We start from the raw sequence: 25,081 nt of genomic DNA, 5'->3' as shown, positions 1-25,081 counted from the left end.
CGCGGCCCTCTCGTTGCCGAGAGGGAGTTAGTCACAGCGTTCTGACCGTCCAGGCGCCATCCTGCAGCGCCAGCTCGCGATCGCAAACGAATTCGTCCTGATCCTGCTCGTGACCGGGCAATACCTGAACGACGATTTCCCCTGACCGGCGCAGGCGGCGGACCGCCTCGGTCAGGGCGGGGGCTTGCCCCCAGGGCGCGCGAACCGCACGCGCCCGTTCCGCCGGCGGCAAACCCGCCGCCAGCTTGCGTAAATCCAGACTGAAGCCGGTGGCCGGACGCGCGCGTCCGAACGCCAGGCTGACATCGTCATAGCGGCCGCCGCGCACCAGCGCATCGCGCCAGCCTTCGGCGTACAGCGCGAACTTGATGCCGGAGTGGTAGCCGTAGCCATCCACGTCGGCCAGGTCGACGCCCACATCGACATTGGCCATGCCATCCACCAGCACCTGCAGCGCATCCAGCGCCGCGACGACGCCGGGCAGCAGCGGCAAATCGTGACGGGCCCGCTTCAGCACTTCGGGTCCGCCATAGAGCTTGGGCAGCAGTTGCAGCGCCTTGAGCGTTTCGGCCCGCATGCCGGCGGTGCGCGCGGCCAGTTCGGTCAGGCCCGGCACGTCTTTTTCGCGCATCAGCCGGATGACGTCCTGCGACACCGCGGCGGCGGCCGGATCGGATTCGACGATGGCGCGCAGCACGCCCGGATGGCACAACACCAGGCGCGGATTGCGCACACCGGCAATGGCCACGGTTTCCAGCACCAGCTGGACGATTTCGAGGTCGGCCTCGAAGCCCGCATGGCCGTAGATCTCGGCGCCGATCTGCAGCAGCTCGCGGCTGGACAGCAGGTCCGCCGGGCGGGCGTGCAGCACGTTGCCGCAGTAGCACAGGCGGGTCACGCCGGCGCGGTTCAACAAGTGCGCGTCGATGCGCGTGACCTGGGGAGTCATGTCGGCGCGTACGCCCAGCGTGCGGCCCGACAGCTGGTCGACCAGCTTGCAGGTACGCAGATCCAGATCGCTGCCGGTGCCGGACAGCAATGAATCGATGTACTCGACCAGGGGCGGCGCGACCAGCTCGAAGCCGTAAGTACGGTACAGATCGAGAAGTTCGCGGCGCAATTCCTCGATGCGCCGGGCCTCTGCCGGAAGTACGTCGGCAAGGCTCTCGGGCAGCAACCAGTTACCCATGAATGTTTACCTGAATAACGCCTAGAGATGCGTGGGCGTCGCCCAAACGAAAAAGCGGCTGAGGGGGCGTAAGCCCGCTCAGCCGCTGCGGAATGTTTTCTAGCTTACGCGGTATTGTACATGGTTCAGCCAGCAGCGCCAGCCGGACCATCCCCCACCGTGTAACCGTCCCCGATTGCCCTCCCGCCCATCGCGCCGGCGGAAAAAAGCCCCTTGGAAAACCAAGGGGCTTGGGGCTGGCGCGAGCGCCGCTCGCCTTATTTGGCGGGCACCGTCACCGGGGCCAGCGCCTGTCCGGTGGGATCCTTCATGAACTGGAAGAAGCTGGAGCTGGGGTCGACCACCAGCACGTCGCCCGGCTTCGAGAAAGAGGCGCGGTAGGCTTCCAGGCTCTTGTAGTACGTATAGAACTGCGGGTTCTTGCCGTAGGCCTGCGAGTAGATCGCGGCGGCCGCGGCATCGCCCTCGCCCATGATCGTCTGGGCCTTGGCGTAGGCCTGGGCCACGATCACTTCGCGCTGGCGGTCGGCTTCGGCGCGGATCTTCTCGCCCTCGGCGGCGCCGATCGAGCGCAGCTCGTTGGCGACGCGGGTACGTTCGGCTTCCATGCGGCGGTACACCGATTCCGAAATCTCGGGCGCGAATTCGATGCGGCGCAGGCGCACATCGACGATCTGCACGCCCAACGGCTCGGCGCGCTTGGCCACGTTGGTGAGGATCTCGGCCATGATCTTGTCGCGTTCGGTCGAGACCACGTCGCGCACCGTGCGCACGTTGACCGATGCGTTGAGCGCGTCGCGGATCTGCGCTTGCAGGCGTTCCTGCGCGGCGCGTTCGTTGCCGCCGAAGGTCACGTAGTACAGGCGGGGATCCGCGATGCGCCACTTGACGTACGAGTCGATCAGCAGGTTCTTCTTTTCGGAAGTCTGGATGCGCTCGGCTTCGTTGGTTTCGATGGTCAGGATGCGCTTGTCCAGCGTCACCACGTTCTGGAACGGCGGCGGCGCCTTGAAGTACAGGCCGGGCTCGCTGATGACCTTGCGCACTTCACCCAGCGAGAACACCAGGGCGTAGTCGCGCTCGCGCACCACGAACACGCAGGAAGAAAGGGCGGCCAGCACGATGAGCAGGCCGACCAGGATGGGCATAAGACGTTGCATGATCAGAAATCCTCCGGGTTAGCGCGACTGGCGGTCGCGGGGCAGCGCGTTGCTATTGCTGCTGCCGGAGGGTTGCGGAACCGGCGCCACGTTGCCGCGGAGCGGCGGCTGGGCGGGCGGATTGATCAGGGTCGACGAACCGGCGCTGCCGGCCGCGGACTTGCTGGCGTCCTGCGCGGCCAGATGCATGATCTTGTCCAGGGGCAGGTACAACATGTTGTTGTTGCTCTTGGTGTCGACCATGACCTTGCTGGCGCGGGTGAAGATCTCCTGCATGCTTTCGAGGTACATGCGCTGGCGCATGACCTGCGGCGCCTTCTCGTATTCGGCCAGGATGCTGGTGAAGCGCGCGGTATTACCCTGCGCATCGCCCGTCACCTTGGCGCGGTAGCCTTCGGCCTGCTCCATCATGCGCGAAGCCTGGCCGCTGGCCAGCGGCACGACCTGGTTGGCATAGGCCTGGCCTTCGTTGATCTGGCGTTCGCGGTCCTGGCCGGCCTTGACGGCGTCGTCGAACGCGGCCTGCACCTGTTCGGGCGGCTGCACGTTCTGGATGGCGACCGTGCTGACCTGCACGCCGGTCTGGTAGCGGTCGAGGATCTGCTGCATCAGCGCCTGGACCTGGCTGGCGACCGTGGTCCGGCCTTCGTACAGCACGAAGTCCATGGACTGCTTGCCGACCACTTCGCGCATGGCGGTTTCAGACGCCTGGCGCACGGAATCGTCCGGGTCGCGCGTCATGAAGAGGTAGTCGGGCGCGCCATCGGCACGCAGGCGGTACTGCACGACGAACTGCATGTCGACGATGTTCTCGTCCGTCGTGAGCATCAGCGCCTCGGGCAGCACCTTGTTGCGGGCGCCGCCACGGAAACCGACCTCGAACGTGCGCAGTTGCGACACGTTGACCATTTCATGGCTCTGGATGGGGTAAGGCAGTCGCCACTGGAAGCCGGCTTGCGAAGTGCTCTTGTATTTGCCGAACTGCGTGACGACGGCGACCTGGCCTTCCTGCACGATGTAGAAACCGCTGGCCGCCCAGATGCCGACCGCGACCAGGGCGATCACCCCCAGCCCGATGCGCGCACCCCGCGGTGACGGCGGCGTCATGCCGCCGCGATTGCCGCCAGGGCGATTGTTACCGCCCCCGCCCTTGCGGCCGAACAACGATCCGATGCGATTATTGAAATCGCGCCAGACCTCGTCGAGGTCGGGCGGACCGTCTCCGTTGCCTTGGGGCCGCTTGGGCGGCGGCTCGGAGCCATTATTGTTTCCACGACCCCAGCCGGGGTCATTCAGATTGAAGAGTTTGATAATTCGAGGCATTGTTTCCCACAATCTGTCCGGTCTCCGCAATTGCCCCGCGCAACGCGTCCAAACCGGCGCGCTCGGTGGCGCTTACAAATACTCGCGCAATCGTACCATGGGCATCACGCTCCGCCCGGGGTTCCAGGCCAGCGCGGTCGATCTTGTTGTATACCAGAATGGTGGGAATCGCGGCAGCGCCGATTTCGGCCAGGACCTTGTTGACCTCGAAGATCTGTTCATCGCGCTGCGGACTGGCGGCGTCGACCACGTGCAGCAGCAGATCCGCGTGCACGGTCTCTTCGAGGGTGGCGCGGAACGCCGCGATCAGGTCATGCGGCAGGTCGCGGATGAAGCCCACGGTGTCCGATACCACCACGTTGCCCGCCCCTTCGATCCAGATGCGACGGGTGGTCGTGTCCAGCGTGGCGAACAACTGGTCGGCGGCGTAGGTATCGGCCCGGGTCAAGGCATTGAACAATGTCGACTTGCCGGCGTTGGTGTACCCCACCAGCGACACCGACAAGGCGCCGCCGCGGGCCCGCGCGCGCCGCTGCGTGACGCGCTGGCGCTCGACGCGGTCAAGGCGCTCGCGCAGCGTCTTGACCTTGGCGCCGATCATGCGGCGGTCCATTTCAAGCTGGGATTCACCAGGGCCGCGCATGCCGATGCCGCCGCGTTGCCGTTCCAGGTGGCTCCACATGCGGGTCAGGCGCGTGGCCAGGTGCTGCAACTGGGCCAGCTCGACCTGCAGCTTGCCTTCGTGGCTCTTGGCGCGCAGCGCGAAGATATCCAGGATCAACGCCACGCGGTCCACCACGCGCAGGTTGAATACCCGTTCCAGGTTGCGCTGCTGGGCGGGCGACAAGGGCTGGTCGAACAGCACGATGTCGGCCAGCAGCGCCTGGGCCATGCCCACGCCTTCGTCGGCCTTGCCGGAACCGATGAAGAACTTGGCGTCGGGACGGTCGCGGCGGGCCGTGAGCGTGCCGACGATTTCCGCGCCGGCGCCCTTGGCCAGCATGGCGAATTCCTCGGCGTGGGCCGTGAAGTCGGGATCACCCAGATCCACGCTGATGATCAGTGCGCGCATACATGCACCATTTTGGAGCCAAAGCGAAAATGCCCGCCGACGTCGACCGTCCGGCGGGCAATAAAAGGTACTGCGGGAGCGAGATTACTCAGCAGGGACTTCCACCTGGAAATTCACGGCGCGGGCGGGAACGACGGTGGAAATGGCGTGCTTGTAGACCATTTGCGTGACCGTGTTACGCAGCAGCACCACGTATTGGTCGAAAGATTCGATTTGCCCTTGAAGCTTGATACCGTTCACCAGGTAGATCGACACCGGCACATGATCCTTGCGCAGCGTGTTCAGGAACGGATCTTGCAGAGTTTGCCCTTTATTGCTCATTGGCCAGGCTCCATTTGTTTGTTATTGGGTGATGACGCGCTTTTTACAGGTGGGGCACGCCGAAACATGTACTCTACAGGGTTTTCCCGGCCCGTGCTACTTGTGTCGGATGCAAAAGATGACACCAGAGTTTTCCGCCGGAAAGGCCCTTCAGCCGGGGGTCAAACGACCTCGGCGAGCGCCTTCAGCAGCAACTCGCACTGGGCGTCGGTTCCCACTGTAATACGCAGAAACTGGTCTATTCGCGGCAAGCGGAAATGCCGCACGATGATGCTGCGTTCGCGCAGGCCGGCCGCCAACTCGGCGGCGTCGCGCGACGCATGCCGGGCGAACACGAAGTTGGCGCTGGACGGCAGCACCTCGAAGCCCAGCGCCTGCAGGCCCGCCGTCATCCGCCCGCGGGTCTGGATCACCGCCTGGCGGGTCTGCTCGAAATACTCGACATCCTCGAGCGCCGCGACCGCGCCGGCCGAGGCCAGCCGATCCACGGGATAGGAGTTGAAGCTGTTCTTGACCCGCTCCAGGCCATCGATGAGTTCCGGGCTGCCCACCGCGAAACCGACCCGCAGGCCCGCCAGCGAGCGCGACTTGGACAGCGTCTGGATGACCAGCAGATTGTCGTAGCGTTCGGTCAGCGGAATCACCGATTCGGCGCCGAAATCGACATAGGCCTCGTCCACCACCACCACGGTGTCCGGATTGCCGGCCACCACGCGCTCGATCTCGGCCACGCTCAGCGCGCGGCCGGTGGGCGCATTGGGATTGGGGAAGATGATGGCGCCGGCCTGACCGCGGCGGCCCGGCAGGTAGTCTTCGACGTCGATGCGGAAATCGTCGGTCAGCGGCAGGGTCTCGTAGGCGATGCCGTACAGGCCGCAATAGACCGGATAGAAGCTGTAGGTGATGTCCGGAAAGCGCAGCGGGCGTTCATGCTTGAGCAGCGCCAGAAAGGCGTGCGCCAGCACTTCGTCGGAGCCGTTGCCCACGAACACGCGCGCAGGCGCCACGCCCATCGCCTTCGCCACGGCCTGGCGCAGGTGATCGGACGACGGATCGGGATAGAGCTTGAGCGTGTCGTCGCACGCCGCGCGGATCGCCTCGAGCACCTTGGGCGATGGCCCATAGGGGTGCTCGTTGGTGTTCAGCTTGACCAGGTTCTGAAGCTTGGGCTGCTCGCCCGGCACATACGGACTGAGCGTCCCGACCACGGGACTCCAGAAACGGCTCATGGATCAGCTTTCCTGCGCGTAGGGGTTGTGCGAAGACTTGAATTCGATCCGCAGCGGCGTGCCGGCCAGGTCGAACGCGTTGCGGAAACGGGTTTCCAGGTAGCGGCGGTATGAATCCGGCACCGCATCCAGCGCGTTGCCGTGGATGACCACCAGCGGGGGATTCTGGCCGCCCTGGTGCGCATAGCGCATCTTGGGACGGAAGATGCCTTTGCGGGGCGGCGGCTGCTGCTCGACGGCGGCCTGCAGCTCGCGCGTCAGCTTGGGCGTGGACAGTTTGGCGAAGGCGGCGGCGTGGGCGGCATTGACCGACTTGAGCAGCGGCTTGATGCCCTGGCCGCGCAGGGCCGAAATGGTGTGCACGCGAGCGAACGACAGGAAGCGCAGCTTGCGCATGAACTCGCGCTCGATGCGTTCCTTTTCCTCGCCGTCCAGGCCATCCCACTTGTTGACGGCCACGACCACGGCGCGGCCGGTTTCCAACACGAAGCCGGCGATGTGGGCGTCCTGCTCGGAGATCTCGGTCTGCGCGTCCAGCATCAGCAGCACCACGTTGCTGGCCTCGATGGCCTGCAGCGTCTTGATGACCGAGAACTTTTCAACCGCCTCGAACACCTTGCCGCGCTTGCGCAGGCCGGCGGTGTCGATCAGCGTGTAGCGGCGGCCGTCGCGCTCGAAGTCGATCTCGATGGCGTCGCGCGTGGTGCCGGGCATGTCGAACGCGATCACGCGCTCCTCGCCCATCAGCGTGTTGATCAGCGTGGATTTGCCGACATTGGGGCGACCCACGATGGCCAGCTTGATGCGGTGATCGTGCTCGCCCTCTTCGGCGGGTTCTTCTTCCTCGGCCGGCGGCTCGGCCAGGTCCTGCAGGGCCAGTTCGATCAGGTCGACGATGCCGTCGCCGTGCGCCGCCGAGATGGGATAGGGTTGCCCCAGGCCCAACTCGTGGAATTCGGCGATGGCGGCGCCCGCCCCCATGCCCTCGGCCTTGTTCACCGCCAGCAGCACGCGTTGCTGTCCCGACTTGCGCAGCAATGTGGCGATCTCGTGGTCATGCGCGTTCAGGCCGGCGCGGGCGTCCACCAGGAACACCACGACGTCGGCCTCGGCGATGGCCTGCCGGGTCTGGCGCGCCATCTCCAGCAGGATGCCGTCCTTGGCGACCGGCTCGAAACCGCCCGTGTCGATGACGATGAAGGGGATCTCGCCCACCCTGCCCTCGCCGTAGTGGCGATCGCGGGTCAGACCGGAAAAATCGGCCACCAGCGCGGCGTGCGATCGCGTCAGGCGATTGAATAGGGTCGATTTCCCCACATTGGGGCGGCCGACCAGGGCAACGACAGGCTTGAAAGACACGGTGTAAGGCTTTGTTCTTGAGGGTTTAGTTGGTGCCGATCAGGACGAGATTGCCATTGCCCGTCTGGACCAGCACACCTTGGGAAGTCGTCTGCGGCGGCGAGACCACGGCGCCACCGCCCACGGACAGGCGCGCCATCAGGCTGCCATCGCTGCGCGACAGGAAATGCACGTAACCGTCCAGGTCGCCGACCGCGAGCGCGCCGCCCAGCAGGGCCGGAGCGGTGAGCTGGCGGTTCTTCAGCGCGGCCTGCTTCCAGACGTTGCCGCCGTTGTCGAGCGCGAAAGCGTTGACCACGCTGTTCTGGTCGGCCGAATAGGCAAAGCGCTGATCCAGGACCATGCCGCTGACGCTGGAAAAGTCCTTGGCCCAGATCGGACGGCCGCCGGCCGTGACGTCAAAGCACACGATACGCCCTTGATAGGCCACCGCGCAAAGCAGGTTGCCGGCAATCTGGGGCGAGCCGACCACGTCGGTCAGGCGTTCCAGGTCGCTGGCGCCGCGCGGGGTGGCGACGGTGCCTTCCCATTGCACGTTGCCGCTGTCGGAGGCGATGGCCATCAGCTTGCCGCCCGGCAGGCCGGTGATGACGAGGCCTTCGGCCAGCACCATCTGCGCGGCGCTGCGCAGGGCCAGCGCCGGGCCGGGGCGCTGCACGCTCCAGAGGCGTTCGCCGTTGTTGGCATCGAAGGCCTGGATGCGGTAGTCGCCGCTGCGGACCACGACGATGCCATACCCCACCACCGGCGAGATATTGACGTCGCTGGTGGCGCGCACCTTCCACTTGACCTTGCCGCTGTCGTCGAATGCGACCACGTCGCCATCGGGCGAAGCCACGGCGGTGGTGGTGCCGTCGCTGCCGGCGCCCGCCGTCAGCTTCACGCCCGCCTGCGACTTCCAGATGGGACGGCCGCTTTGCAGGTCGAACTTGCCGACCGAGCCGTCGGGGGTGGCGGCGTAGATCGCATTGTTCAGCACGGTGGGCGCGAAGCCCAGGCCGGAGCCACTGCCGATCGAGGTCGACCAGACCTGGCGCACCGACATGCCGGCCTTGTATTCAGTCAGGGGAGCGGGGTCGTAACGGCCATCGTCATGGGAAAACAGGCCGCAGCCGCCCAGCGCCAACAGGCCCGTCAGGCATACCGCGCCACGCCACGTCGTACGACCAAAAGCAAATTTACGCATTACAGTCACGCTCCGCTCAGGGCATCCAGTTTCAGTTGCACGACCTGGGTCAGCGGATTCGCCGTGCCCAGGCCATCGATGGCGCTTTGCCACGCGGCACGCGCTTCATCGCGCTTGCCTTGCGCCGCGAGGATATCGCCGCGGCGGTCGGCGAACAAGGCGGCAAAGGCGGCCGGCGCATTGTTCAGCTGTCCCAGCGCGGCGTCGTACTGCTTCTGGTCGAGCAACAGGCCCGCCAGGCGCAGCCGGGCGACGGCCTGCATCGAGGGGTTCTTGGACTGGCCGGCCAGCCATTCAAGCTGCTGGCGCGCGCCGTCGACGTCCTTCTGGGCCTGCAGCGCCTGGGCCGCCACCAGCGCGCCGCGGGTGGCGTAGCCGGTCGAGCCGTATTGCTCGCGCAGGGTCGCCGCGGCGGCCTTGATGCGCACCGACGAATCGGCGCCGCCCAGGCGGGCCGCGTCTTCGAGCGCCTCGAAATAGCCCATGGCTTGGTTGGCCTTGTGCGATTGGTAGGCCTTGGCGCCCCACCAGCCGCCCCAGGCCAGCGCCACAGCGGCCACCAGCAGCATCACCAGGGTGCCGTAACGGGCCCACCACGCCTTGATCGCGTCGAGTTTTTCCTGTTCTTCCAGATCGTATGCCATGCTAACCCTTGAGATTCAATACGTCGGCCAAGCCCGCCAACGGGACTTGCTGCTGCGCGCCATCGCCTTGGGCGTCGGCGCGCAGGAACTTGATGCTGGCGGTCTGCGAAGCCACTTCATCGGCGCCAAGGATAACCGCAACCCGGGCGCCGCTGGCGTCCGCGCGCTTGAATTGGGACTTGAAGCTGGCGGCGCCGGCATGCACCACTACCGCCAGGCCGGCGTCGCGCAGGTCTTCACCGACGCGGGCGGCCAGGCGCTGCGCGTCTTCGCCCTGGTGCACGACATAGACGTCGCACTCGGCCGGCGCTTCGACCTGCACGCTCTGCTCCCACAGATCCAGCAGGCGTTCCATGCCGATGGCGAAGCCCACGGCCGGCGCGGGCTTGCCGCCCAGCAGTTCGATCAGGCCGTCATAGCGGCCGCCGCCGCACACCGTGCCCTGGGAGCCCAGGCGGTCGGTGACCCATTCGAAGACGGTCAGGTTGTAGTAGTCCAGTCCGCGTACCAGACGCGGATTGAGGCGGTATTCGATGCCGGCGTCGGTCAGGCGCTGGCACACGCCGTCGAAGTGCGCGCGCGATTCCTCGCCCAGGAAGTCGAACAGGCGCGGGGCGCTGTCGGCCATTTCCTGCATGGCGGGATTCTTGGTGTCCAGCACGCGCAGCGGGTTGGTATACAGGCGGCGCTTGCCGTCCTCGTCCAGGATGTCGACGTGCTTTTCCAGGTGCGCGATCAGCGCGGCGCGGTGCGCGGCCCGCTCGGCCGGCTGGCCCAGCGAGTTCAGTTCCAGGCGCACGTCGGTCAGGCCCAGCAGCTTCCACAGGCGGGCCAGCATGACGATCAGTTCGGCGTCCACGTCGGGACCGGCGAAGCCCAGCGCCTCGACGTCGATCTGGTGGAACTGGCGGTAGCGGCCGCGCTGCGGGCGCTCGTGGCGGAACACGGGGCCGATCGAATAGACGCGCTGCGGGCGGTCGTACAGCAGGTTGTGCTCGATCGAGGCGCGCACGATGCCGGCGGTCATCTCGGGCCGCATGGTCAGCGATTCGCCATTGAGCGCATCGGTGAACGTGTACATCTCTTTTTCGACGATGTCGGTCACTTCGCCGATGCCGCGCGTGAACAGGCGCGTATGCTCAAGCACGGGCGTACGCACGTTGCGATAGCCGTAGCCGCGCAGCCAGCCGCGCACGATTTCCTCGAATTGCTCCCAGCGGGCGCTCGGCCCTGGCAGCAGGTCGTTCATGCCGCGGATGGCGGCGACTTTCTGGAAAGCTTGAGTCATCTTGATCATGCCGCCCCGCGCGCCGGCAAGCGCGCCTCGCGGCCACACCCTTTCTTTTAATGAGAGGCGAGCGCGCCGTAGCGGCGCGCGACGTAGTCTTCAACGATGGCCTGGAATTCTTCGGCGATGTGGTCGCCCTTCAGGGTGACCGTGCGCTCGCCGTCGACGAACACCGGCGCGGCCGGCACCTCGCCGGTGCCCGGCAGGCTGATACCGATGTCCGCGTGGCGGCTTTCGCCAGGCCCGTTGACCACACAGCCCATGACCGCGACGTTCATGCTTTCGACGCCGGGGTACTGGGCGCGCCACACCGGCATCTGCCGGCGCAGGTAGGACTGGATGCTGTCGGCCAGTTCCTGGAAGAACGTGCTGCTGGTACGGCCGCAACCGGGGCAGGCCACCACCATGGGCGTGAACGCGCGCAGGCCCATGGTCTGCAGGATTTCCTGCGCCACCACGGCCTCGCGGCCGCGGTCGCCGCCGGGTTCCGGCGTCAGCGAGATACGGATGGTGTCGCCGATGCCCTGCTGCAGCAGCACGGCCAGCGCGGCGGTCGAGGCGACGATGCCCTTGCTGCCCATGCCGGCCTCGGTCAAGCCCAGGTGCAGCGGATAGTCGCAGCGCGCCGACAGGTCGCGATAGACCGCGATCAGGTCCTGCACGTGGCTGACCTTGCACGACAGGATGATGGCGTCGCGGCGCAGGCCGAGTTCCTCGGCGCGCTGGGCGTTGCTGATGGCGGACACCACCAGCGCGTCGCGCATCACCGCCTGCGCTTCCCAGGGCTGGGCGCGGCGACTGTTTTCGTCCATCTTGCGCGCCATCAGCTCGTGATCCAGGCTGCCCCAGTTCACGCCGATGCGCACCGGCTTGTCGTAGCGGCAGGCCACCTCGATCATTTGGGCGAAGTTGTCGTCACGGCGCTTGCCGCCGCCCATGTTGCCGGGGTTGATGCGGTACTTGGACAGCGCCTGGGCGCAGTCCGGGAATTGCGTCAGCAGCTTGTGGCCGTTGTAGTGGAAGTCGCCCACCAGCGGCACATCCACGCCCATGCGGTCGAGCTGCTCGCGGATCGCCATCACTTCCCTGGCGGCTTCGGGCGTATTGACGGTGATGCGCACCATCTCGGAGCCGGCCTGCGCCAGTTCCTTGACCTGGATCGCCGTGGCGATGGCGTCGGCGGTGTCGGTGTTGGTCATGGACTGCACCACCACCGGCGCATCGCCGCCGATCATGACCGTGCGGTCGCCCCACTTCACCGCCACCGAACGCGTGGCGCGGCGGGGAGCCGCGCCCACGGAGGGCGGCGGCGCATCCTGGCAAGGCAGAGAGGAATCTTGCATCGGCGAAACCGGTATTTACTTGGACAGCTTGGGAAGCCAGTCGAACGCCAGCCATTGCTGCGGCAGCCAGCCCTGCCAGAAGGCATAGGCGACGCCGGCGGCAAGCACCAGCACGATGGCGATCAGCCAGCCCCAGGAGGTCGACGACGCGCGATCGTCGTCGGCGCCGGACTGGGGAATGGAATGCGCCGAATGCAGCGCGCCCGGACTCAGCTTGACCGGGCCGGTGACGCGGGCCTTGGGATCGAGCGAGTCGACGATCGCCTGGGAATCGGCGCCCAGCATGCGGGCATAGTTGCGGATCAGGCCGCGCAGCGACACACCGGTGGGCAGTTCGCCCCACTGCTCGTTTTCCAGCGCCTCGATCTGCTTGGCCGAAAACTTGATGCGGCTGGACACTTCATCGAGCGACCAGCCCTTGGATTGGCGCAGCGTGCGCAGCGCCGAGCCCACATTGCCCGAACCGCCCGCGCTCGCGGGCGTCTCTGAAACTGCAGAAGCGATATCCTGCGTCATGCATGCACCTGTCTAATTGGTATGGTCTGGCGCTGCGCGGCGTTCCGCTCGGTGATGCGGGTACGGTCGCGCACTTCTCCAGCCAGTTGACCACAAGCGGCGTCGATATCGTCCCCCCGGGTCTTGCGCACCGTCGTGATGATGCCGGCGTCCATCAGACGCTGGGCGAACACCTTGACGCGGGCCGAAGGCGAACGCTTCAGGCCGGAGGCGGGGAAGGGATTGAACGGGATCAGGTTCAGCTTGCAGCGGATCTGGCGGGCAATGTGTATCAGTTCCCTGGCGTGCTGGTCGGTGTCGTTGATGCCATCCAGCATGCAGTATTCAAACGTGATGAAGTCGCGCGGCGCGAAAGCCAGGTAGCGTTCGCACGCGGCCAGCAACTCCTTCAGCGGGTATTTCTTGTTCAGCGGCACCAGCTCGTCGCGCAGCGCGTCGTTGGGCGCATGCAGCGACACGGCCAGCGCCACCGGACAGTCCTGCGACAGGCGGTCCATCATCGGCACGACGCCGGAGGTCGACACCGTGACGCGGCGGCGCGACAGGCCATAGGCGTTGTCGTCGAGCATCAGGCGCAGGGCCGGCAGCACCTGGTCGTAGTTGAGCAGGGGCTCGCCCATGCCCATCATGACGACGTTGCTGATGACGCGGGTATCGTCGGTGGCGCGGGCGCTTTCCAGGCGCGCGGTGCCGATGTCGGCTTCCAGCACGCGCTTGGCCCACCACAGCTGGCCGATGATCTCGCTGGTCTTGAGGTTGCGGTTGAACCCCTGGTGGCCGGTCGAGCAGAAACGGCAGTTCACCACGCAGCCAGCCTGGCTGGAGATGCACAAGGTGCCGCGGTCGTCTTCAGGAATGAAGACGGTTTCGATGGCGTTGCCCTGGCCCACGTCGAACAGCCACTTGCGGGTGCCGTCGGACGAGCGTTGCTCGGTATTGACGGCCAGCGCCTCGATGACGCAACGCGACGCCAGCTGGCCGCGGAAATCGCGGGCCAGGTCGGTCATGGCGTCGAACGAATCGGCGCCGCGCTGGTGCATCCAGCGCTGCAGCTGGCGGGCGCGAAACGGCTTGCCGCCCCACTGCCCGACGAGTTCGGACAGGGCGGAGCCGTCCAGCCCCAGCAGATTGATTCGTTCGACGGATTCCATGACCTGGTATTGCTATGACGCTAAAACGATTTCCTGGAAATCAACGGCTGTGGATGTTGATTTCGGGGAAGAAGAAAGCCACTTCGACAGCGGCCGTTTCCGGCGCGTCCGAGCCGTGCACGGCGTTGGCGTCGATGCTGTCGGCGAAGTCGGCGCGGATGGTGCCCGGGGCGGCCTTCTTGGGGTCGGTGGCGCCCATCAGGTCGCGGTTCTTCTGGATGGCGTCTTCGCCTTCCAGCACTTGCACGAACACGGGGCCCGAGACCATGAAGTCGACCAGGTCCTTGAAGAAGGGGCGCTCTTTGTGCACGGCGTAGAAACGCTCGGCGTCGGCGCGCGACAGCTGGGCCAGGCGGGCGGCGATGACCTTCAGGCCGGCTTGCTCGAAGCGGGCGACGATCTGGCCGATGACGTTCTTGGCGACGGCGTCGGGCTTGATGATCGAGAGGGTGCGTTGGACGGACATGGGAACTCCAAAAACGGATTGCTGACTGGTTTCTATGATTGCCTGGCGTGGCCTGCGCTTGTCGGTGTCACCCTTCAAGCGGCAGCGCGCCATGGGCGCGCAAGCGACTCGGACCCGCTGTGTCACGACAGCGTGTTCCGGGCCGTCCCGGCCGCCTGTGCCAAGGCGGGGATTCGACACTGCCTACCCTTCGGAGTTATCCCGCATTGAATGTTCGCTCGGTCCATTGTGCTGAAATCCTCAGCGTTTTTTCAATGAACTTTTGGCGAAACCTCAATGAATTCAGGGACTTCTAAAAGGTTTACAGTAACCCGGTATTCTAACACGCCGATACGACCGCATTACATCTTAAAATGAGCGGTTTGCTTGCCCGTTTCCATCGACCGGGCGCCCTGTCTGCCGGAACCCTGTAATGACTCAAGCCGCTCCCCCGAACGCCGCGCCCGCCGCGACCGACTCCCCGGAACTCTCCAAGAGCTTCGAACCCGCCGAACTCGAATCCCGCTGGTACGCCGAGTGGGACAAGCGCGGCTACTTCGCCGCCGGGTCGCACGTAAAAACAGGGACGGAAGCGCAACCCTACGTCATCCAGTTCCCGCCGCCCAATGTGACGGGCACGCTGCACATGGGCCACGCGTTCAACCAGACCATCATGGATGGCCTGATCCGCTACCACCGCATGCTGGGCGACGACACCGTCTTCATTCCGGGGACGGACCACGCCGGTATCGCCACGCAGATCGTGGTTGAAAGACAGCTCGACGCCCAGAAGGTTTCGCGCCACGACCTCGGCCGCGAGAAATTCCTCGAGAAAGTGTGGGAATGGAAGGAAAAATCGGGCAGCACCATCACCGGCCAGGTGCGCCGGCTGGGCGCCTCCGCCGACTGGCCGCGCGAATACTTCACCATGGACGAACGCATGTCGCGCGGCGTGGTGGAAACCTTCGTGCGCCTGCACAAACAGGGCCTGATCTACCGCGGCAAGCGCCTGGTCAACTGGGACCCCAAGCTGCTGACGGCCGTGTCCGACCTGGAAGTCCTGTCGGAAGAGACCGATGGCCACATGTGGCACATCCTCTACCCCTTCGTCGACGGTCCGCAGACCATCGTCGACAAGGACGGCCAGACGGTCACCCTGCGCGGCATGACCATCGCCACCACCCGTCCCGAGACCATGCTGGCCGACGGCGCGCTGTGCGTGCACCCCGAAGACCCGCGCTACAAGCACCTGGTCGGCAAGGAAGTCGAGCTGCCGCTGTGCGACCGCAACATCCCCATCATCGCGGATGACTTCGTCGACCCTGAATTCGGCACCGGTTGCGTCAAGATCACCGGCGCGCACGACTTCAACGACTACGCCTGCGCGATGCGCCACGACCTGCCGCTGATCGTGATCTTCACGCTCGACGCGCACATCAACGAGAACGGTCCCAAGCAGTTCCAGGGCATGGAGCGCTACGAGGCCCGCAAGGCCGTGGTCGCCCAGTTGGAAGCCGAGGGCTACCTGGTCAAGGTCGAGCCGCACAAGATGATGCAGCCCAAGGGCGACCGCACCGGCGTCGTGCTCGAGCCCATGCTGACCGACCAGTGGTTCGTCGCCATGAGCAAGCCGGCCCCCGAGGGCACGCTCAACCCGGGCAAGAGCATCACCGAAGTGGCGCTGGAAGTCGTGGCCGACGGCCGCATCCAGTTCTACCCGGACAACTGGACCACCATCTACAACCAGTGGCTCAACAACATCCAGGATTGGTGCATTTCGCGCCAGCTGTGGTGGGGCCACCAGATTCCCGCCTGGTACGCGGAAGACGGCCAGGTGTTCGTCGCCCACGACGAAGCCGAAGCCATCCAGCAGGCCCGCGCCGCCGGCGTCACCGGCGAGCTCAAGCGCGATCCGGACGTGCTCGACACCTGGTTCTCCTCGGGCCTGGCGCCCTTCACGACCCTCGGCTGGCCCGACCAGACGCCCGACCTGGAACGCTACCTGCCGTCCAGCGTGCTGGTGACCGGCTTCGACATCATCTTCTTCTGGGTCGCGCGCATGGTCATGCTGACCACGCACCTGACCGGCAAGATCCCGTTCAAGCACGTCTACATGCATGGCCTGATCCGCGACGCCGACGGCCAGAAGATGAGCAAGTCCAAGGGCAACACGCTCGATCCGATCGACCTGATCGACGGCATCGACCTGGATGGCCTGGTGGCCAAGCGCACCTACGGCCTGATGAACCCCAAGCAGGCCGGCGCCATCGAGAAGGCCACGCGCCGCCAGTATCCGGACGGCATCCCCGCCTTCGGCGCCGACGCGCTGCGCTTCACCATGGCCGCCTACGCGACCCTGGGCCGCAACATCAACTTCGACCTGAAACGCTGCGAGGGCTACCGCAACTTCTGCAACAAGCTCTGGAACGCCACCCGTTTCGTGCTGATGAACACCGAAGGCCACGACCTGACCGGTGCGGACGCGGGCGAAACCTCCTTCGTCGATCGCTGGATCGTCAGCCAGCTGCAGGCGCTGGAAGCCGACGTGGCGCGCGGCTTCGCCGACTACCGCTTCGACAACGTGGCCAACGCGCTGTACCGCTACGTCTGGGACGAATACTGCGACTGGTATCTGGAACTGGCCAAGGTGCAGATCCAGACCGGCACGCCGGCCCAGCAGCTGGGCACGCGCCGCACGCTGATCCGCGTGCTGGAGGGCGTGCTGCGCCTGGCCCACCCGATCATTCCGTTCATCACGGAAGAACTGTGGCAGAAGGTCTCGGTGGTGGCCGGCAAGCGCAAGCAGGGCGTGGCCGACAGCGTCAGCGTGCAGCCGTACCCGCAGGCCAACCCGGCCGCCGTGGACACCGCTGCCGAAGCCGACGTCGCTGAATTGAAGGCCCAGGTCGAGGCCGTGCGCGCGCTGCGCGGCGAGATGAACCTGTCACCGGCCCAGAAGGTGCCGCTGTGCGCCCAGGGCGATGCGCCCACGCTGACGCGTAACGCCCCCTACCTGGCCGCGCTGGCCAAGCTCAGCCAGGTCGACGTGCTGGACACCCTGCCCGACGCCGGCGCGCCGGTGCAGGTGGTGGGCGCGAGCCGCCTGATGCTGCACGTCGAGATCGACGTGGCGGCCGAGCGCGTGCGCCTGGACAAGGAAATCGCCCGCCTGGAAGGCGAGATCGCCAAGGCCAACGGCAAACTGTCCAACGCCAGCTTCGTCGAGCGCGCCCCGGCCGCCGTGGTCGAGCAGGAAAAAGCCCGCATGGCGCAATTCGGCGAGACGCTGCAAAAGGTGCGTGAGCAGCGCGGCAAGCTGGGCAACTGATCGCCTGGCTGGCGCCCATGCAAAGCCCCGGACGGCGTCCGGGGCTTTTTTTCGCCTGCGCGATCCTGCCTGCCTACACCCCGCCGTCGGTCATGCGATACCATGTGACCACCGCGTTGACGTACAGGCGACGCAAACCATACAGCGGGAACGGCTTCACCGGCGACAGCGGCACCGGCAGCGCCTTGGCGTCGCCGCTGACGAGGTACTGCGCCATGGCGCGGCCCATGCTGGTCTGCAGGCCCACGCCGCGCCCCTGGCAGCCGATATCCACCAACAGACCGGGCTGCGGCTCGTGCAGGTGCGGCAGGTAGTCGCGGGTGATGGCCACGCGGCCGCACCAGCGGTACTCGAACGGCGTGCCCGCCACCTGCGGGAACATCTTCACCATCACCCGCTCCAGGTGGGCCCAGTCCTGCGGCCCCTTGGGCTCGCGGAAGGGACCGCGCCCGCCCATCAGCAGCCGCCCCTGGTGATCGAGACGGAAATACAGCAGCAGGTTGCGGGTATCGGACGTGACGTGGCCTTCCGGAAAGATGCCCGCGCGCAGCCGCTCCGGCAAGGGCGTGGTGGCCACCTGGAAGGTATTGGCGTCGATGATGGAGGGTTTCAGGCCGGGCAGCAGGTCGGCGCCGTAGGCATTGGTGCACATCACCACCCGGTCGGCGGTCACGCTGGGGCCACCAGCGGTGGTGGCGGTCCACTTGCCGCCGTCGCGCTTGAACCCGGTAACGGGCGTGTCGGTATGGATCACGGCGCCGGCGTTCAAGGCGGCGCGCGCCAGCCCGCGCGCATAGCTCAGCGGCTGCACCGCGCCCGCGCGCCGGTCGACCCAGCCGCCCAGGTAGCGATCGGTGCCGATCAGGCGAGCCACCTGCGCCTTGTCCAGCGGTTGCGCGTCGGCGCCATGGCGCGCCCATTGCGCGGCGCGGGCGTGCGCCAGCTCCAGCGCCGCGGAGTTGTGCGCGCCCTGGATCCAGCCATTGCGCACGTGCGGCACGTCCATCGCGTGCCGCTCGATCAGGTTGAAGACCGAATCGGCGGTGGCGCCGGCGAAGCGCACGAGGCGCTCACCGCGCTCGCCGCCGAACATCGCGATCAGCGCGTCAGGATCGTATTTCAGGCCGGGAATGACCTGTCCGCCGTTGCGCCCCGAGCCGCCAAAACCGATCTCGCGCGCCTCCAGCAACACCACGCGCACGCCCTGCTCGGCCAGGTGCAGCGCTGTACTAAGGCCGGCGTAACCACCACCCACCACCAGCACGTCAGCCTGCGCGGACTGCGCCAGCGGCTGTGTGTCCGGCGGCGGCGGCGCGGTGGCGGCCCAGAGCGACGGGGAAAGCGGAAACGGCGTCTGCGACATGATGGTTCCTCACATGGGATGCAGCACGCGGCGCAGGAAATCCTGCGTGCGCGGGTGCTGCGGGTGATTCAGCACTTCACGGGCGGCGCCCTGCTCCACCATCACGCCGCCGTCAAAGAACATGACGCGATCGGCGACCTCGCGCGCGAAGCTCATCTCGTGCGTCACGACGACCATGGTCATGCCGGCCTCGGCCAGCTTGCGCATCACGCCCAGCACGTCGCCGACCAGCTCGGGATCGAGCGCCGAGGTCGGTTCGTCGAACAGGATCGCCTTGGGCTGCATGGCCAGCGCCCGCGCGATCGCCACGCGCTGCTGCTGGCCGCCGGACAGTTGCGGCGGATGGGCGTCGGCCTTGTCGGCCAGGCCGACGCTGGCCAGCAATTCCCGGCCACGCGCCAAAGCCTGCGCGCGCGGCTCGCCCTTTACGTAGATCGGTCCTTCCACCACGTTTTCCAGCGCGGTGCGATGGGGAAACAGGTTGAAGCGCTGGAACACCATCGCCACCTGCGTGCGGATGGAGACGATGGACGGCGCATCGCAATCCACCAGTTCGCCATCCACGGTGATGCGGCCGGCGTTGTAGCGCTCCAGCCCATTGATGCAGCGCAGGATGGTGGACTTGCCCGAACCGGATGGCCCGATCACGCACACCACCTCGCCCTTGCTGACCTCGGCGTCGATGCCCTTGAGCACCTCCAGCGACCCGAAGCTCTTGCGCACACCCTTGAGTTCGATCATTTGGCGGCACTCCTCTTTTCCAGATGCCGCACCAGCAGGATCAGCGGTACGCACATCACCAGGTACATCAGCGCCACCAGCGAGAACACGGTTGCGTTCTTGAAGGTCGACACCGCGATCAGCTTGCCCTGCAGGGCAAGCTCGGCCACCGTGATGGTGGACGCCTGCGACGAGTCCTTGAGCATCATGATCATGATGTTGCCGTAGGGCGGCAGCACGATCTTGACGGCCTGGGGCAGCACCACGCGCCGCATGGTCATGCTCCAGCTCATGCCCATCGCCATGGCCGCCTCGATCTGGCCGCGGTCGATGGCCTCGATGCCGGCGCGGAAGTTCTCGGCCTGGTAGGCCGAGTAGGCGATGCCCAGGCCGATGATGGCGGCCTGCACCGCCGTCAGCGCGATGCCCATGTCCGGCATCACGAAGTAGATGTAGAACAGCAGCACGATGATCGGGATGCCGCGCAGCAGGTTGATCACGCCCGCGCTGAACCTGGACAGGTATTTGTTGCCCGACACCCGCATCAGCGCCCACACCAGCCCCAGCAGGGTGGACAGCACCAGGGAGCCCAGCGTCACCAGGATGGTGAGCTTGGCGCCCTCCAGCAATATCGGCAGGTACTCTGCCGCGTCCTTGAAGAATTCCGTCATGACTCCATCCATCCCGACCAGGACCGGTTGACACGAGAAAAACCCGCGCTCGCCGCGGGCCCGTAGCGGGACGCTGGGCGAGCCGCTGCCGTCCCTGCGCGGACCCGCCGCGATGCGCGCGGGTGTTCCGTCAGGCGCGTTCCCCAAGGCCGATTGGCGGCCTCTCCGGGATGCGCGCCAACCCGCGACATCAGCCGCCCAGCCCCCACTTCTTCAGGATCCGGTCGATGGCGCCATCGGCCTTGAGCTTGGCCAATGCCTTGTTGATACGTTCGAGCAAGGCGGTGTCGTCCTTGCGCGTGGCCAGCCCCAGGCTGCCCATGACGGTGGGCTGGTAGGACTGCGCCATCTTCAGGTTGGGATAGTTGCCCTGGGTCAGGATGTAGGCGGCGATGGGATAGTCCATGAAACCGCCCTGGATGCGGCCAGCGTTGGCGTCGCGCATCATGTCCGGCGGATTGTCGTAGAGCTTCACTTCCTTGAACACGCCGCTCTTCTGGATCGGCTCGACGAAGGCGGTGCCCACCTGCACGCCGACCGTCATGCCCTTCATGTCGGCAAAGGACTTGTATTCCTTGTTATCGCTCTTGGGCACCATCAGGCCCTCGCCGTAGCGATAGACCGGCTCGGAAAAGCTCACCACCTGCTGGCGTTGCGGCGTGATGAACATGGCCGCCGAGACGATGTCGATGCGCTTGGAGGTCAGCGAACCGATCAGGGCGGAAAACGCCATGGGCTCGATCTGGACCTCGAAGCCGGCCTCCTTGCCGACCGCTTTCACGATATCGACCATCACCCCCTCGATGGAGTTGGTCTTGGTGTCGAGAAAGGTGAACGGACTGCCGGTGGGCGTGGACCCCACCTTCAATACCGTCTGGGCCTGCGCGGCCGTGGCCGTGGACAATGCTGCGAATACAGAGACAACCAGAGTCTTGAATTTCATGACATTTCCTCATCTTGGCAAAGAGTTCCGGGCAGCGCCCGGAAGGCGGATGATCCCCAGTGTCATCGCGCCGATTCACTGCCCGCGCGCTCAGGGCGGCGGTTGCGTCCCATCCCCCGCGGCTTGATTGATATTCGAGATGGCCCAGATGACCTCGGTCACCTGCGACCCGGGATTGCGCCAGCGACGCGGCGTGCTGCTGGCATAACAGAAGCTGTCGCCCTCCTTGAGCAGCACGACCCGGTCGCCCACCCACAACTCCAGCGCCCCCTTGAGCACCACGCCGATCTGCTCGCCCTGCCCGGTCACGAACAGCTCGTTGCCGGTCGAGCCGCCCGGCTCGATGGTGGCGCGGCACAGATCCATGCTGCGGCAGGCCGGCGGCGTGTACATCTCCTTGACGATGCCCTTCTCGCGCAAGTCGATGTAGCGGTGCGTGCCGGCGCGGGCCACGCGCCCGCCATCCTCGCCTTCGGTGTGTTCGGCATTGCGCAGCAGCGTATTGACCGAGACGCCGAACTCGCGCGCCAACTGATGCAGGGTCTTGACCGAGGCCGAGCTCAGGCCGCGCTCGATCTGGCTGAGCAGGCCCAGCGACATGCCGCAGGCCTGCGCCACGTCCGCCAGCGAGCGGCCGTGCTGCTTGCGCAGTTGGCGCAGCTGCTGGCCCAGCCACATGTCGACGGCCGATTCGGGCCGCCCCGGCGCCAGCGCCGGCTTGGACAGCGCCGCATCGTCATGCGCAGCGGAAGATGAGGATCGACTCATATGAAAATTTCATTTTTATGTAATTTTCAATACTAAGGAGCGAGGCGGGCCGCTACAACCTAGGAGCATCCCTAGGCCGATCCAGTCTTGGAAAAAGGGAAAAAGCTTGCGGAGGAAACCTGCCGAAGAACGGCAGAGAGATGCGCCCCGCCGGAACCGGCGGAGGGTACGTCCTGCCACGGGCCCCGGAGATGCCTGCGCCGGCTCAGGAAGCCTTGGGCTTGGCGCCGCGGCGGCGCTTGGCGAGAAGCGGCGGCAACGGCTCGCCGGCCAGCTCGGCCAGGAAGCGTTCGTCGGCCAGCGACAGCCATCCCTGGGCGCGGGCCGACTCGATCAGCTCGGGGCGACGCGCAGCGGTCAGCGCCAGCGAGCGCTCCCGGCGCCAGCGCGAGATGTTGGCATGGTGGCCGCTGAGCAGCGGCGCCGGCACGGGCGCGCCCTCGTAGACTTCGGGGCGCGTGTAATGCGGGCTGTCCAGCAGGCCGGACAGCGTGTCGTTGAAGGAGTCCTGCAACGCGGAGTCGCCGTCGTTCAGCACGCCCGGCAACAGGCGCACCGCGGCGTCGATGACGGCGAGCGCGGCGATTTCCCCGCCGGACAACACAAAGTCGCCCAGCGAGATTTCATGCGTGACACAGCGCTCGATGAAACGCTGGTCGACGCCTTCGTAGCGACCACAGATCAGGATCAGGCCGTCGCTGGCGGCCAGCGCCTCGGCGCCGGCCTGGTCGTAGCGCTTGCCCACGGGCGCGAGCAGCGCCACCGGGGCCGGCCCCAGGCCTTGGGCCGCGCGCGCCGCCTGGGCGGCATTGACGGCGGCCTCCAGCGGGGCCGCCATCATCACCATGCCGGGGCCGCCGCCATAGGGGCGGTCGTCCACGGTACGGTGAGGGTCATTGGTGAAATCGCGCGGATTCCACGCATGCAGGGCCCACCGGCCCTGGGCGTGGGCCCGGCCGGTGACGCCCAGGTCACGCACCACCCCGAACATTTCGGGAAAGAGCGTCACGACGTCAATGCGCATCAGAGAAGATCCGCGGGCCAGTCGCTGTCGATGCGGCGCGCGGCCAGATCGACGGCATGGATATGCGCGCGCACGAACGGAACGAGCATTTCGGCGGGCTTTCCCTTGGAGGTCAGGACAGGTTCGGGGCCATTGGCCCCGGCCTGCTGGCGCAAGACTTTCAAGACGGCGTGGGCGCCGTTGTCAAAGACTTCATCGACCACGCCAATGAGCGCAGCCTCGCCATCCGCCGTGGTGTACAGCGAACAACCAATGAGATCGACCCAGTAGTATTCGTCTTCTTCGGGCGCGGGGAAGGAGCCCCGCGGCGCCTGCACGGAAAAACCGCGCAGCGCTTCGGCCTGGTCGCGGTCGGCGATGCCCGCCAGCTGGGCCACCACGGTGGCGCCCTGCGAACGGACTTGCACGACCTTGTATGCGACAGGCGCAGACGCGACAGCGCCCCGCGCCGATTCAGGCACAGGGCGAGTCAACCACCATTGAGAAGCTGAGAGCAGCACTTCGGCATTGGCCGAATGCGGCTGCACCTTGACCCAGCCTTTCACACCGTAGGCCGCACTGATGCGACCCAGCTCGATCAAGTCCGCAGGCGCCGCGTTGGAATGTGCGGCATCAGACATGTATCGGGCTATCGGTTTCGTACAGCGTAGCTGGAAACTAGCAGGGTTCAGGCGTACGACGCGGGCATCAAGCCGCGGCGGAAACCTTGGCCGAGTAGTCCTTGACCAGACGCTCGACGGCCGGCGACAGCTGGGCGCCGTTGCTGGTCCAGTGCTGCACGCGATCCAGCGCGATGCGCAGGTTTTCGGCGCCTTCATTGCCGACGGGGTTGTAGAAACCCACGCGCTCGATGAAACGGCCGTCGCGACGGTTACGCGAATCGGTGGCCACCAGGTTGTAGAACGGACGCTTCTTGGACCCACCGCGGGCCAGGCGAATCACCACCATAGGTAATCCCTTGAATTAGTTGTGAAAAACGGGAAATTCTAGCACTTAAACAAGCCAGCTGGCAAATGCCCGTGCTGAATCTCGGAAGTCGCGGCGCGATTCATACGCGAAAACACCACATATGCACCACATACGGTATTCTACAAAATCAAAATACGGGCCGGAGCCCGCCGCAGACAGAGTGTAGCCCGTCACGGGCCGCTGTGCTGCGTGAGGGCGCACGAAAGTGGCCTGGCGGGGTTTCCACCCGGAATGCCCTGCCGGAACGGCGCCCTTTGCAAGTGCGTGTGAAGCATTTCCCCGATTGGAGAGATCGGAATGTCATCCTGCGCCACATCCGCAAGCCCGCCTCCCCCTGCCGCGCCGCAACGGCGCCGCCCTTCTCCGCCCTCGCGCCCCCTGCGCCCGCGCAAACGTCCGCGGTTTCGCAGCGGCTGATCGCGCCCCATTTCTCCCCAGCGTTTTCCCCAAACTTCCTCTACCGGAGGGTGCAACACCATGAAGAACCGTAAAACTGTCTTCACCCCTGTCGCGCGCCTGGCGGCCACAGGTTTGCTGGCGGGCCTGCTGGCGCTGCCGATGGCGGCCCAGGCCCGGGTGGTCGGCGCGGCGCTCACCACCGTCACCGGCAAGGTCACGGCGGTCGACCCCGCCAGCCGCACCATCACCCTGCAGGGCGCCAATGGCAATGTAGTGGATGTGCAGGCCGGGCCGAACGTGCGCAACTTCAAGCAAATCAAACCGGGCGATTCGCTTACGCTGGACTATTACGAGTCGGTCGCCATCGACGTGCGCCGGGCAGGCTCCGGCGCGCCGGAGGTGGTCACCGAGACCGCCGCCACGCGCAGCGCCAAGGGCGCCAAGCCGGGTGGCGCGATGGGCCGGCAGACCACCATCACCGCGGAAATCTGGCACATCAACAAGAGCGCCAACCTCGTCACACTGAAGGGTCCGCAAGGCGGCCTGCGCACGATCCAGGTGCAGGATCCCGCTCTGCAGGCCCGGCTGGCGCAGCTCAAGGAAGGCGACCTGGTGGACTTCACCATCACGCAAGCGGTGGCGGCGGCGATCCACAAATAAGGCGCGGCGA

The 25,081-nt window shown here is 66.1% G+C and carries 24 protein-coding genes; 2 read left to right on the top strand and 22 right to left on the bottom strand.

Annotation, left to right across the window (positions count from 1 at the left end):
• Window positions 1-31 precede the first annotated feature (31 nt).
• From AC6CR5_RS00415 to ndk, 14 genes are all read right to left on the bottom strand, one after another.
• Window positions 32-1,189 carry an ATP phosphoribosyltransferase regulatory subunit gene (locus AC6CR5_RS00415; RefSeq protein ID WP_024068354.1) on the bottom strand — a complete coding sequence of 386 codons (1,158 nt, stop codon included), beginning with the start codon at window positions 1,187-1,189 and terminating at the stop codon, window positions 32-34.
• Between the two features lie 257 nt (window positions 1,190-1,446).
• Window positions 1,447-2,349, bottom strand: coding sequence for a protease modulator HflC (hflC, locus tag AC6CR5_RS00410; RefSeq protein ID WP_024068353.1), 903 nt, complete (start codon window positions 2,347-2,349; stop codon window positions 1,447-1,449).
• 18 nt (window positions 2,350-2,367) lie between these two features.
• Window positions 2,368-3,672 (bottom strand): FtsH protease activity modulator HflK, encoded by a 1,305-nt coding sequence (gene hflK, locus AC6CR5_RS00405; protein WP_024068352.1) that lies wholly within the window; start codon window positions 3,670-3,672, stop codon window positions 2,368-2,370.
• A complete protein-coding gene (gene hflX / locus AC6CR5_RS00400; protein ID WP_006387860.1) occupies window positions 3,638-4,744 on the bottom strand; it encodes a GTPase HflX in 1,107 nt (368 codons plus the stop codon). The genes hflK and hflX overlap by 35 nt, the downstream gene beginning before the upstream one ends.
• Before the next feature lie 84 nt (window positions 4,745-4,828).
• Window positions 4,829-5,065, bottom strand: a complete 237-nt coding sequence (gene hfq, locus AC6CR5_RS00395; RefSeq protein ID WP_006218585.1) for an RNA chaperone Hfq — start codon at window positions 5,063-5,065, stop codon at window positions 4,829-4,831.
• A 161-nt stretch (window positions 5,066-5,226) separates the two neighbouring features.
• A complete protein-coding gene (gene hisC / locus AC6CR5_RS00390) occupies window positions 5,227-6,294 on the bottom strand; it encodes a histidinol-phosphate transaminase (RefSeq protein WP_200221024.1) in 1,068 nt (355 codons plus the stop codon).
• A gap of 3 nt (window positions 6,295-6,297) precedes the next feature.
• Window positions 6,298-7,653 carry a ribosome biogenesis GTPase Der gene (gene der / locus AC6CR5_RS00385; RefSeq protein WP_498085147.1) on the bottom strand — a complete coding sequence of 452 codons (1,356 nt, stop codon included), beginning with the start codon at window positions 7,651-7,653 and terminating at the stop codon, window positions 6,298-6,300.
• Window positions 7,654-7,678: 25 nt separating this feature from the next.
• Window positions 7,679-8,839: an outer membrane protein assembly factor BamB gene (gene bamB / locus AC6CR5_RS00380; protein WP_020926930.1), complete on the bottom strand. Its 1,161-nt coding sequence runs from the start codon at window positions 8,837-8,839 to the stop codon at window positions 7,679-7,681.
• A 5-nt stretch (window positions 8,840-8,844) separates the two neighbouring features.
• A complete protein-coding gene (locus AC6CR5_RS00375) occupies window positions 8,845-9,483 on the bottom strand; it encodes a YfgM family protein (protein WP_020926929.1) in 639 nt (212 codons plus the stop codon).
• Window position 9,484: 1 nt separating this feature from the next.
• Window positions 9,485-10,771 carry a histidine--tRNA ligase gene (gene hisS, locus AC6CR5_RS00370; RefSeq protein WP_026383459.1) on the bottom strand — a complete coding sequence of 429 codons (1,287 nt, stop codon included), beginning with the start codon at window positions 10,769-10,771 and terminating at the stop codon, window positions 9,485-9,487.
• A 56-nt stretch (window positions 10,772-10,827) separates the two neighbouring features.
• Window positions 10,828-12,114 carry a flavodoxin-dependent (E)-4-hydroxy-3-methylbut-2-enyl-diphosphate synthase gene (ispG, locus tag AC6CR5_RS00365; RefSeq protein WP_026383460.1) on the bottom strand — a complete coding sequence of 429 codons (1,287 nt, stop codon included), beginning with the start codon at window positions 12,112-12,114 and terminating at the stop codon, window positions 10,828-10,830.
• Window positions 12,115-12,129: 15 nt separating this feature from the next.
• Window positions 12,130-12,630 (bottom strand): helix-turn-helix domain-containing protein, encoded by a 501-nt coding sequence (locus tag AC6CR5_RS00360; RefSeq protein WP_006387853.1) that lies wholly within the window; start codon window positions 12,628-12,630, stop codon window positions 12,130-12,132.
• Window positions 12,627-13,781 (bottom strand): dual-specificity RNA methyltransferase RlmN, encoded by a 1,155-nt coding sequence (gene rlmN / locus AC6CR5_RS00355; RefSeq protein WP_006387852.1) that lies wholly within the window; start codon window positions 13,779-13,781, stop codon window positions 12,627-12,629. The genes AC6CR5_RS00360 and rlmN overlap by 4 nt, the downstream gene beginning before the upstream one ends.
• Before the next feature lie 40 nt (window positions 13,782-13,821).
• On the bottom strand, window positions 13,822-14,247 hold the full coding sequence (gene ndk / locus AC6CR5_RS00350) for a nucleoside-diphosphate kinase (RefSeq protein WP_006387851.1): 426 nt from the start codon (window positions 14,245-14,247) through the stop codon (window positions 13,822-13,824).
• 412 nt (window positions 14,248-14,659) lie between these two features.
• Here ndk and AC6CR5_RS00345 point away from each other — a divergent pair, with 412 nt between their 5' ends.
• A complete protein-coding gene (locus AC6CR5_RS00345; RefSeq protein ID WP_020926925.1) occupies window positions 14,660-17,554 on the top strand; it encodes a valine--tRNA ligase in 2,895 nt (964 codons plus the stop codon).
• 73 nt (window positions 17,555-17,627) lie between these two features.
• Here AC6CR5_RS00345 and AC6CR5_RS00340 read toward each other — a convergent pair whose 3' ends face one another.
• From AC6CR5_RS00340 to rpsP, 8 genes are all read right to left on the bottom strand, one after another.
• The gene (locus AC6CR5_RS00340) at window positions 17,628-18,917 is read right to left on the bottom strand and encodes an NAD(P)/FAD-dependent oxidoreductase (RefSeq protein ID WP_020926924.1); all 1,290 of its coding nucleotides are present in this window, start codon (window positions 18,915-18,917) and stop codon (window positions 17,628-17,630) included.
• A gap of 9 nt (window positions 18,918-18,926) precedes the next feature.
• On the bottom strand, window positions 18,927-19,658 hold the full coding sequence (locus AC6CR5_RS00335; protein WP_006387847.1) for an amino acid ABC transporter ATP-binding protein: 732 nt from the start codon (window positions 19,656-19,658) through the stop codon (window positions 18,927-18,929).
• The gene (locus AC6CR5_RS00330) at window positions 19,655-20,308 is read right to left on the bottom strand and encodes an amino acid ABC transporter permease (RefSeq protein ID WP_006387846.1); all 654 of its coding nucleotides are present in this window, start codon (window positions 20,306-20,308) and stop codon (window positions 19,655-19,657) included. Before AC6CR5_RS00330 ends, AC6CR5_RS00335 begins: the two co-directional genes overlap by 4 nt.
• Before the next feature lie 190 nt (window positions 20,309-20,498).
• On the bottom strand, window positions 20,499-21,251 hold the full coding sequence (locus tag AC6CR5_RS00325) for an ABC transporter substrate-binding protein (RefSeq protein WP_006387845.1): 753 nt from the start codon (window positions 21,249-21,251) through the stop codon (window positions 20,499-20,501).
• A 90-nt stretch (window positions 21,252-21,341) separates the two neighbouring features.
• A complete protein-coding gene (locus AC6CR5_RS00320; RefSeq protein ID WP_006387844.1) occupies window positions 21,342-22,019 on the bottom strand; it encodes a helix-turn-helix domain-containing protein in 678 nt (225 codons plus the stop codon).
• A 205-nt stretch (window positions 22,020-22,224) separates the two neighbouring features.
• The gene (gene trmD, locus AC6CR5_RS00315; protein WP_200221023.1) at window positions 22,225-23,043 is read right to left on the bottom strand and encodes a tRNA (guanosine(37)-N1)-methyltransferase TrmD; all 819 of its coding nucleotides are present in this window, start codon (window positions 23,041-23,043) and stop codon (window positions 22,225-22,227) included.
• Window positions 23,043-23,663 carry a ribosome maturation factor RimM gene (gene rimM, locus AC6CR5_RS00310; protein WP_200221022.1) on the bottom strand — a complete coding sequence of 207 codons (621 nt, stop codon included), beginning with the start codon at window positions 23,661-23,663 and terminating at the stop codon, window positions 23,043-23,045. The genes trmD and rimM overlap by 1 nt, the downstream gene beginning before the upstream one ends.
• A gap of 67 nt (window positions 23,664-23,730) precedes the next feature.
• Window positions 23,731-23,991 (bottom strand): 30S ribosomal protein S16, encoded by a 261-nt coding sequence (rpsP, locus tag AC6CR5_RS00305; protein ID WP_006387841.1) that lies wholly within the window; start codon window positions 23,989-23,991, stop codon window positions 23,731-23,733.
• A gap of 498 nt (window positions 23,992-24,489) precedes the next feature.
• On the opposite strand from rpsP, the gene AC6CR5_RS00300 reads away from it, so the two are divergent.
• A complete protein-coding gene (locus AC6CR5_RS00300) occupies window positions 24,490-25,071 on the top strand; it encodes a hypothetical protein (RefSeq protein ID WP_020926920.1) in 582 nt (193 codons plus the stop codon).
• The last annotated feature ends 10 nt before the right edge of the window (window positions 25,072-25,081 follow it).

The sequence above is a fragment of the Achromobacter sp. EG18 genome (assembly GCF_059759395.1).
This window is presented reverse-complemented; position numbering and strand designations above follow the sequence as displayed.